The 7,330-nt window shown below is 70.9% G+C and carries 7 protein-coding genes and 1 riboswitch; all 7 genes read right to left on the bottom strand.

Annotated elements, in window-relative coordinates:
- On the bottom strand, window positions 1–1,345 hold a 1,345-nt coding region (locus HMPREF0372_RS11860), incomplete at its 3' end, for a cobyrinate a,c-diamide synthase (RefSeq protein ID WP_007492688.1).
- Entirely contained in the window at window positions 1,342–2,535 is a 1,194-nt protein-coding gene (locus HMPREF0372_RS11855; protein WP_007492686.1) for a bifunctional cobalt-precorrin-7 (C(5))-methyltransferase/cobalt-precorrin-6B (C(15))-methyltransferase, read from the bottom strand. The genes HMPREF0372_RS11855 and HMPREF0372_RS11860, both read right to left, overlap by 4 nt.
- On the bottom strand, window positions 2,532–3,278 hold the full coding sequence (gene cobK / locus HMPREF0372_RS11850; RefSeq protein ID WP_007492685.1) for a precorrin-6A reductase: 747 nt from the start codon (window positions 3,276–3,278) through the stop codon (window positions 2,532–2,534). The genes HMPREF0372_RS11855 and cobK overlap by 4 nt, the downstream gene beginning before the upstream one ends.
- Window positions 3,279–3,332: 54 nt before the next feature.
- The gene (cobJ, locus tag HMPREF0372_RS11845; protein ID WP_007492682.1) at window positions 3,333–4,070 is read right to left on the bottom strand and encodes a precorrin-3B C(17)-methyltransferase; all 738 of its coding nucleotides are present in this window, start codon (window positions 4,068–4,070) and stop codon (window positions 3,333–3,335) included.
- Window positions 4,067–5,056, bottom strand: coding sequence for a cobalt-precorrin 5A hydrolase (locus tag HMPREF0372_RS11840; protein WP_007492680.1), 990 nt, complete (start codon window positions 5,054–5,056; stop codon window positions 4,067–4,069). The genes cobJ and HMPREF0372_RS11840 overlap by 4 nt, the downstream gene beginning before the upstream one ends.
- Window positions 5,053–5,808, bottom strand: a complete 756-nt coding sequence (gene cobM / locus HMPREF0372_RS11835; RefSeq protein WP_007492677.1) for a precorrin-4 C(11)-methyltransferase — start codon at window positions 5,806–5,808, stop codon at window positions 5,053–5,055. The genes HMPREF0372_RS11840 and cobM overlap by 4 nt, the downstream gene beginning before the upstream one ends.
- 12 nt (window positions 5,809–5,820) lie before the next feature.
- Complete coding sequence (gene cbiD / locus HMPREF0372_RS11830) at window positions 5,821–6,957, bottom strand: cobalt-precorrin-5B (C(1))-methyltransferase CbiD (RefSeq protein WP_007492673.1); 1,137 nt, start codon at window positions 6,955–6,957, stop codon at window positions 5,821–5,823.
- Between the two features lie 92 nt (window positions 6,958–7,049).
- Window positions 7,050–7,233, bottom strand: a riboswitch (cobalamin riboswitch).
- Between the last annotated feature and the right edge of the window lie 97 nt (window positions 7,234–7,330).

The following is a 7,330-nucleotide window of genomic DNA, read 5'->3' as shown; positions in this document are numbered from 1 at the left end:
GGCGGGCCGCCGCCACAAAATTGCGGGCCGCCGACGGCGCGGCCCAGAATTGGAAGTGGGGAAAGCCGGCGTACAGCGTCGGGGTGTGGAACGCGCAGTCCCACCCCCGGTCGCTCTGGGGCTTCTGCGCATGAAAATCGGTTCCGGGGGTGGTGCTGTCCCAGTAGTGGAACTCATGGGCGTGGAAGCTCTCCCCCGCCTGGCACAGCAGGCCGTCCTTTTTCGCGGTGAGGGTCACATAGCCGAAGCGGCCCAGCCTGCCGGTGTTGGCCGCCCGGCCGGGGAGCGCCCCCGCCATGGGCCAGTCCCGGCCCTCTCCGTCGGAGAGAAGCCGGTTGAGGTAGAGGAACCCGCCGCACTCGGCCACGGTGGGCACCCCCCCCGCCACGGCGGCGCGCACCGCCTCCCGCATGGGGGCGTTGGCCGCCAGGGCCCCGGCGAACAGCTCCGGATAGCCGCCCCCCAGGTAGAGGCCGCAGGTACCCTCGGGAAGCGCCTCGTCCGCCAACGGAGAGAACTCCGCCAGCTCGGCCCCCAGCGCCTCCAGCAGCTCCAGGCCGTCGGCGTAGTAGAAGCAGAACGCTTTGTCCCGGGCCACGGCGATGCGGGGCCGCCCCTCCACCGGGGGCGGCAGGGCGGGAGCCGCGGCGGCCAGCGCCGGGGCGGAGGCCGCCAGGGCCAGCAGGCCGTCTATGTCCACGCTTTTCTCCGCCTGGGCGGCCAGGGCGGAGAGCTTCTCCCGCAGCCCCGCCACCTCGGCGGCGGTGACCAGCCCCAGGTGGCGGCTCTCCAGGGCGCAGCCGGGCAGATTGGGCAGATAGCCGTACACCGTCACGCCGGTCTCTCCCTCGATGGCCTCCTTGAGTCGAGGGTAGAGCATGGGGGACACCCGGTTGAGAATCACGCCCCGGATGCCGCTGTCCGGCCGGAAATCCCTCATCCCCTTCACCGCGGCGGCGGCGGTGAGGGCCCGCCCCCGGCCGTCCAGCACCAGCACCGCCGGGGTGCCGGTAGCCCGGGCCAGGTCATAGGCGCTGGCGTCGGCGCTCAGGCCGATGCCGTCATAGTAGCCCATGACCCCCTCGATGAGGGCCAGGCCGCTGCCCCGGCTGTTTTTCTCCAGCAGGTACCGGGCGGTGTCCCGGCCCAGGAAGAAGAGATCCAGGTTGCGGCTTTTGGCCCCGATAATCTCGCTGTGAAACATGGGGTCGATATAGTCCGGGCCGCACTTGAAGGCCACCGGCCCGGCCCCCCGGTTGACCAGGGCCTGGAGAAGGGCGCAGGTGACGGTGGTCTTGCCGCCCCCGCTGGCGGGGGCGCAGAGGAGCAGACGGGGCGCGCTCATGCCCGGCCCTCCCCGGAGAAGATCCAAACCGGGTTCTGGGCGTCCATCAGGTGGTAGCGCCCGGCGGGCCGGGTGCGGGTGACGGCCACCTGCACCATGTCCGCCCCCTCCAGCCCGGCAAAGCACCGGGCGGCCTCCCCCACCGTCTCCAGGGTGACGGCGGTGCACACCACCCGGGCGGCGGGGTTCTTGCGGAAGATCACGTTCAAAATGTCCTCCAGACTGCCCGAGGTGCCCCCCAGGAAGACCCGGTCGGGGGCGGAGAGGGCCTCCAGCGCCTCCGGCGCGGTGCCCGCCACCACCTCCAGGTTGGCGGCGTGGAAGCGGGCCCTGTTCTCCGCCAGCAGGGCCAGGGCCTCCTCCTTCTTCTCCACGGCGTACACCCGGCCGGCGGGACAGGAGAGGGCGCACTCCACCGACACCGAGCCGGTGCCCGCCCCCACGTCCCACACCACATGGTGCGCCTCCAGACGCAGCTTGGACAGGGCCAGCGCGCGCACCTCCTCCTTGGTCATGGGCACGTCCCCCCGGAGAAAGGCCCCGTCGGGCAGGCCGGAGCCGTTCCACGGCCGCGCCACCGGATCGGGGTTGACCGCCAGCAGGACGGAGAGGTCGGCAAAGGTCTCCCCCGCCAGCTCTGCCGCCGTGCCGGTGACGATGCGCTCGTCGGCGTAGCTCAGCCGCTCGCCCACGGAGACGCGCACCTGTCCCAGCCCCCGCTCGGCCAGGGCCCGGCAGATGTCCTCCGCCTTGGTGGCCCCGCCGGTAAGGGCGAAGACCTTGGCGCTGCGCTGGATCTCCCCCACCGCGTTGTGGCTGCGGCCGTGGGCGCTGACCAGCCTGGCGTCCTGCCAGGTGGTCTGGAGCCTGGCGCAGAAGTAGGACAGGGAGGAGATACCGGGGATGGTGATCACCTCGTGGTTCCCCAGCAGGGGCCACAGCCCCTTGGCCCCGCTGTAAAATCCGGTGTCGCCGGAGAGGAGCACCCCCACCGGCCCCCGGGGGGCCTTGTCCACGTACGCGGCGATGTCCGCCGCGGCGATGAGGGGGACGCAGTCGTGCTCCGCCCCCCAGGGCTCCAGCAGGCGGGGGGCGCCCACCAGCACCGGGCTGTCCCCGATGGCCTCCAGGGCCTGGCCGGTCAGGGTGGCCGGGTTGCCCATGCCTACGCCGATGAGATAGACCTTCATGCGTTCTCCTCCTCCATAAGCTTCTTCTGAATTTCCTCCAGGGTCAGGCCGGTCTCCCGGCTGGGGCGCTCCACCACCAGCAGGGCGCAGCCCGCCTCCCGGGCGGCCTCCGCCTTTTCCCGGAAGCCGCCATACCCCCCTGTGTCCTTGGTCACCAGGGTCTGAATGTGATACTGCCGCAGCAGGGCCACGTTCAGCTCCCTGGAGAACGGCCCCTGCATGCAGATGATGTTTTTCGGGGGAAAGCCCAGGGTCAGGCACCGCTCCAGGGAGTCCGCCATGGGCAGCACCCGGGGGTAGCACCGCTCTGCCAGTCCGGGGCGGGCAAAGTGGTGCAGCTCCTTGCTGCCGGTGGTGAGCAGCACATGGCCGGGCATCTGCTCCAGCATGTCCGCCGCCCCGGCCATGTCCTTTGCCCTGCGGCAAAGCTCCCCGCCGTCGGACTGCCGCACCAGCCGGAGGACGGGCAGGCCCGCCGCCTCCGCCGCGGCCCGGATGTGCTCCGTCACCTCCACGGCGTAGGGGTGGGTGGCGTCCACCGCCAGGGAGTATCCCCCGGCCCTCATGAGCGCCTCCATTTCCCCGCTGTCCATCCGGCCCACATGGGCCTCCGCCCCGGCGGGGAGGAGGGTCTCGCCGTACTCGGTGGCCACGCAGACGGTGTGGGGGATCCCCCGGGCCGCCATCCACTCCGCCAGCGCCCGGCCCTCACCGGTGCCGCCGAACAGCAATACCTTATTCATGCGCCTTCCTCCCCCTGTGCTGGTTTCAGGCCCGCCTTCGCCGGGCGTATTTCCCTATTCCCCCCGCTGGAGATAGCCCCGGGGGGTCACCATCTTTCCGCCGATCACCTTGGTCTGGCTGCTGCCCACGAACACGGTGGTGAACATGTCCACCTGGGTGTCCCGCAGCTCGCCCAGGGTGAGGAGCGCCGCCTCCTCCCCCGCCCGGCCGATGTTGCGGACGGTGCCGCACACGGTGGCGGGATCCTTCCCGGCGGAGAGCAGGATGTCGCAGGCCCGCCGGAGGTAGTCCGGCCGGCTGCGGCTGGCGGGGTTGTAGAGGCAGAGCACGAAGTCCGCCTGGGCCGCGGCGGTCAGCCGCTTTTCGATCTTCTCCCACGGGGTGAGCAGGTCGGACAGGGACACCACCGCGAAGTCGTGGGTCAGGGGGGCCCCCAGCACGGCCGCGCCGCCGCAGGCGGCGGTGATGCCGGGCACCACCTCGATCTCGATGGGGTCATACTCCTGGGCCACCTCGTAGATGAGGCCCGCCATGCCGTACACGCCGGAGTCGCCGGAGCAAACCACCGCCACATCCCTGCCGGTGCGGGCGGCCTCCACCGCCGCCCGGCAGCGGTCCACCTCCCGGCGCATGCCGGTGGACAGGGTCTCCTTCTGGGGGAAATCCGCCCGCACCAGATCGATGTAGGCGGTGTAGCCCACGATCAGATCGCAGGCCTCCAGGGCCGCCCGGGCCCGGCCGGTGAGATCCGCGCCGCCGCCGGGGCCAAGCCCGATTACCGTTACTTTCATAGCGTATCCTTTCTCGCCACCGCCGCGGTGACGCCGTTGTCTGCCTGTTTGGGGACGATAATCCGCCCGCCGGCGGCGGCCGCCGCCCGCTCGCATACGTTGTCCACCCCGGTGATCCCCCGCACAAAGGCGGAGGGGGTGAAGTCCCCCGCCACCGCCGCCAGCGCCTCCGCGGAGTAGGTGGTCAGGGGCAGGCCCCGTCGGGCGCAGAAGGCCAGCAGGCCCGCCTCGTCCTTTTTGAGATCGATGGTGGCGACGCCCGCCACCGCCTCGGGGGCGAGGCCCGCCAGGGCGGCGTCCGCCGCCGCCGCAATGGCTGCCTCCGGCGTCCCCCGGCGGCAGCCGATGCCCAGAATCAGGCTCCGGGGCACCAGACGCAGGGTGCGGGGGAAGGGCCCCTCCCCCGTCCGGTCGGTGATCCACACCCCCAGCTCCGCCGGGCCTGCGGTGAGGCCCTCCGGGCAGGGGTGGCCGAAGTCGCTGGCAAAGCCCACCGGCCTTCCCTCCAGCAGGGCGGCGGACACCTCCTTGGCCAGAACCCGGTCCGTGATGGCCATGCCCCGCTCCCGGGCCCACACGTCCACGGCGAACAGGCCGTTGACATCGGTGGCGGTGGATACCGCCGCCTGCCCGCCGGTGAGGGCGGCCACCCTCCGGGCCAGCTCGTTGGCGCCCCCCACGTGGCCGGAGAGGAGGGGAACCACAAACCGCCCCGCCTCGTCCACACTGACCACGGCGGGGTCGGAAAACTTGTCCCGCACATGGGGGGCAATGGCCCGCACGGCGATCCCCGCCGCCCCCACAAATACCAGGGCGTCCGCCCGCGCCCAGGCCCAGGCCGTCCAGCCCTCCAGGGAGGCATAGGCCTCCGCCCCTACCTCGGGGGCGAAGCGGGCCGGGACGTGGAGGCTACCTCCCAGGGCGTCCGCCAGGCTGCGGCCCAGCGCCGCCCCCCGGCGGGTAAAGGCGATGACCGCCGTGGTCACTTGCTGGCCTCCCGGAACTCGTGGGTAAAGGTGGGGTCGTAGAGCTTTGACCGCTCGTAATCATCCCCCAGGAAATGACCGATTGTAATCAGCGCCGTCTTGGTGACCCGGTTCTCCCGGGCGGTCCTGGCCAGGGTGGAGACGGTGCAGCGGTACACCCGCTGCTCCGGCCAGGTAGCCTTGTAGACGATGGCCGCCGGGGTGTCGGGGGCATAGCCCCCCGCCGCCAGCTCCTGTTCCACATCCTCCAGCAGGCCGGTGGACAAGAACAGCACCATGGTGCAGCCGTGGGAGGCCATCTTGCGCAGCTCCTCCCCCTCGGGCACGGGGGTGCGGCCCGCCATGCGGGTGATGATAACCGACTGTGATACCTCGGGGAGTGTATACTCTGCGCAAAGGGCGGCGGCCGCGCCGGAGAAGGAGGACACGCCGGGGGTCACGTCGTAGCCGATGCCCAGCTTGTCCAGCTCGTCCATCTGCTCCCGGATGGCGCCGTAGAGGGAGGGGTCGCCGGTGTGGAGCCGGACGGTCATGCCGCCCCGGGCCTCGGTGTCCTTCATGACCTCGATGACCTGCTCCAGGGTCATGGACGCGCTGTCGTACACCGCGCAGCTCTCCTTTTTGTAGCTCAGCAGGGCGGGGTTGACCAGGGAGCCGGCGTAGATGATCACGTCGGCCTCCCCCAGCAGCTTCGCCCCCCGCACCGTGATCAGATCCTCCGCTCCGGGGCCCGCGCCGATAAAATGTACCATGGTTTTAACCTCCTATGCCCGGTGGAGGGCCAGCAGGCCCTCCGCGCCGGGTGTCTTTCCTAAAATTCCGTACTGGTTGGAGAAGAAAATGCCCTCGATGGCCAGCTCCGGCCCCGCCCGCCGCTTGAGCTGGGCGTCCAGCTCCCCGGCGATGGAGTCCATCACCGGCTCCAGCAGGCCGGCCCCCCTCAGCAGCTCCACCCCCGCGTCGGTGGTGGGGCTGTCGAACAGGGCCTTTACCAGCGCCCGGTCTCCCCCCGCCAGGGCGGCGTGGGCAGCCAGGGTCTCCCGCCGGGCGTCGGCCACCTTGGAGTGGGTGTTCATGCACCCGGCGGACACCTTGATGAGCTTGCCCAGGTGGCCCACCAGCAGCACCGAGCGGAAGCCCGCCCCGGCGGCGTGGTCGATGGCCGCGCCGATATAATTGCTGCATGTGCACCAGCGGGCCAGGCTGAGGCCCAGCTTCTCCCGGGCGAAGGCCTCGCCGTAGTTGCCGGGGGTGACCACAATGTCCCGCGCCCCGGCGGCCCTCTGCTGATCCATCTCCAGGTAGAGGGAGTCCAGCAGGGCGGCCTCGCTCATGGGGCGGACGATGCCGCTGGTGCCCAGGATGGAGATGCCCCCCTCGATGCCCAGCCGGGGGTTGAAGGTGCGCCCCGCCAGGGCCTCCCCCGTGGGGACGGAGATCACCGCCCGCAGCCCGCCGGTGTAGCCCGCCCGGGCCGCGGCGGCCTCCAGCTGCTCGTGGATCATGCGGCGGGGGGTGGAGTTGATGGCCGCCTCTCCCACCGGCTGGTCGAGACCGGGCCGGGTCACCCGGCCCACCCCCTGGCCGCCGTCAATGGCGATCCCCGGCCCGGTGCTGCGCTCCACCCGGGCGCAGATGAGCGCCCCGTCGGTCACGTCGGGATCGTCGCCGCCGTCCTTGCGCACCGCGCAGGCGGCCCAGCCTTCCCCGGCGGCGTGCTCCAGCAGCTCCGCCTCCACCCGCACCCCCGCCGGGGTGTCGATGTGCACGGCGGGCAGCGCCGCCCCCTCCAGCAGCAGGGCGGCGGCCCCGGCGGCGGCGGCGGCGGCGCAGGTGCCGGTGGTGTAGCCGCAGCGCAGCCGCTCCCGCCCCACCGGGATATAGAGCTCCAATTTCCCCATGTGTGTCCCCCTTTCGACGCAAAAAGGCCCTCCTCGCGGCTGAGGAGGGCCCTAATCCCAGGGTACACCGCACCTCTCCACCTCAGAGCTACGCAACTGCCACTCTGCAGCGGGTCTCCTGGCTTGCGCTTCCTCCTCCGGCGCGCCTTCTCAGCCCCGCTGGGCCAATGGCTTGTGCACCTTCGTCCGCGCTTACAGTAGAGGTAAGACTGCGCCGGAGTTCCACCGGCTTCCCCGTTCTGCGGCACCGCCGCAACTGCATGTGCATTGAATTCTCTGCCATTATAGCAGTATGAGGGAAAAAAGTAAAGGCAGGGTTTCAAAATTACCCGCGGGAAACTTGTAGGACTACAATACATATTGGACATCTGAA

This window comes from Flavonifractor plautii ATCC 29863, assembly GCF_000239295.1.
GTDB lineage: Bacteria > Bacillota > Clostridia > Oscillospirales > Oscillospiraceae > Flavonifractor > Flavonifractor plautii.
Note: the sequence above shows the minus strand (reverse complement) of the source record. Positions and strands in the feature narration are given on the sequence as shown.

Bases quoted from the DNA above. Each gene is read 5' to 3' on its own strand.
- cobM (WP_007492677.1), bottom strand. From the start codon at position 5,808: ATGGTACATTTTATCGGCGCGGGCCCCGGAGCGGAGGATCTGATCACG.
- HMPREF0372_RS11855 (WP_007492686.1), bottom strand. From the start codon at position 2,535: ATGAAGGTCTATCTCATCGGCGTAGGCATGGGCAACCCGGCCACCCTG.
- cobK (WP_007492685.1), bottom strand. From the start codon at position 3,278: ATGAATAAGGTATTGCTGTTCGGCGGCACCGGTGAGGGCCGGGCGCTG.
- cobJ (WP_007492682.1), bottom strand. From the start codon at position 4,070: ATGAAAGTAACGGTAATCGGGCTTGGCCCCGGCGGCGGCGCGGATCTC.
- cbiD (WP_007492673.1), bottom strand. From the start codon at position 6,957: ATGGGGAAATTGGAGCTCTATATCCCGGTGGGGCGGGAGCGGCTGCGC.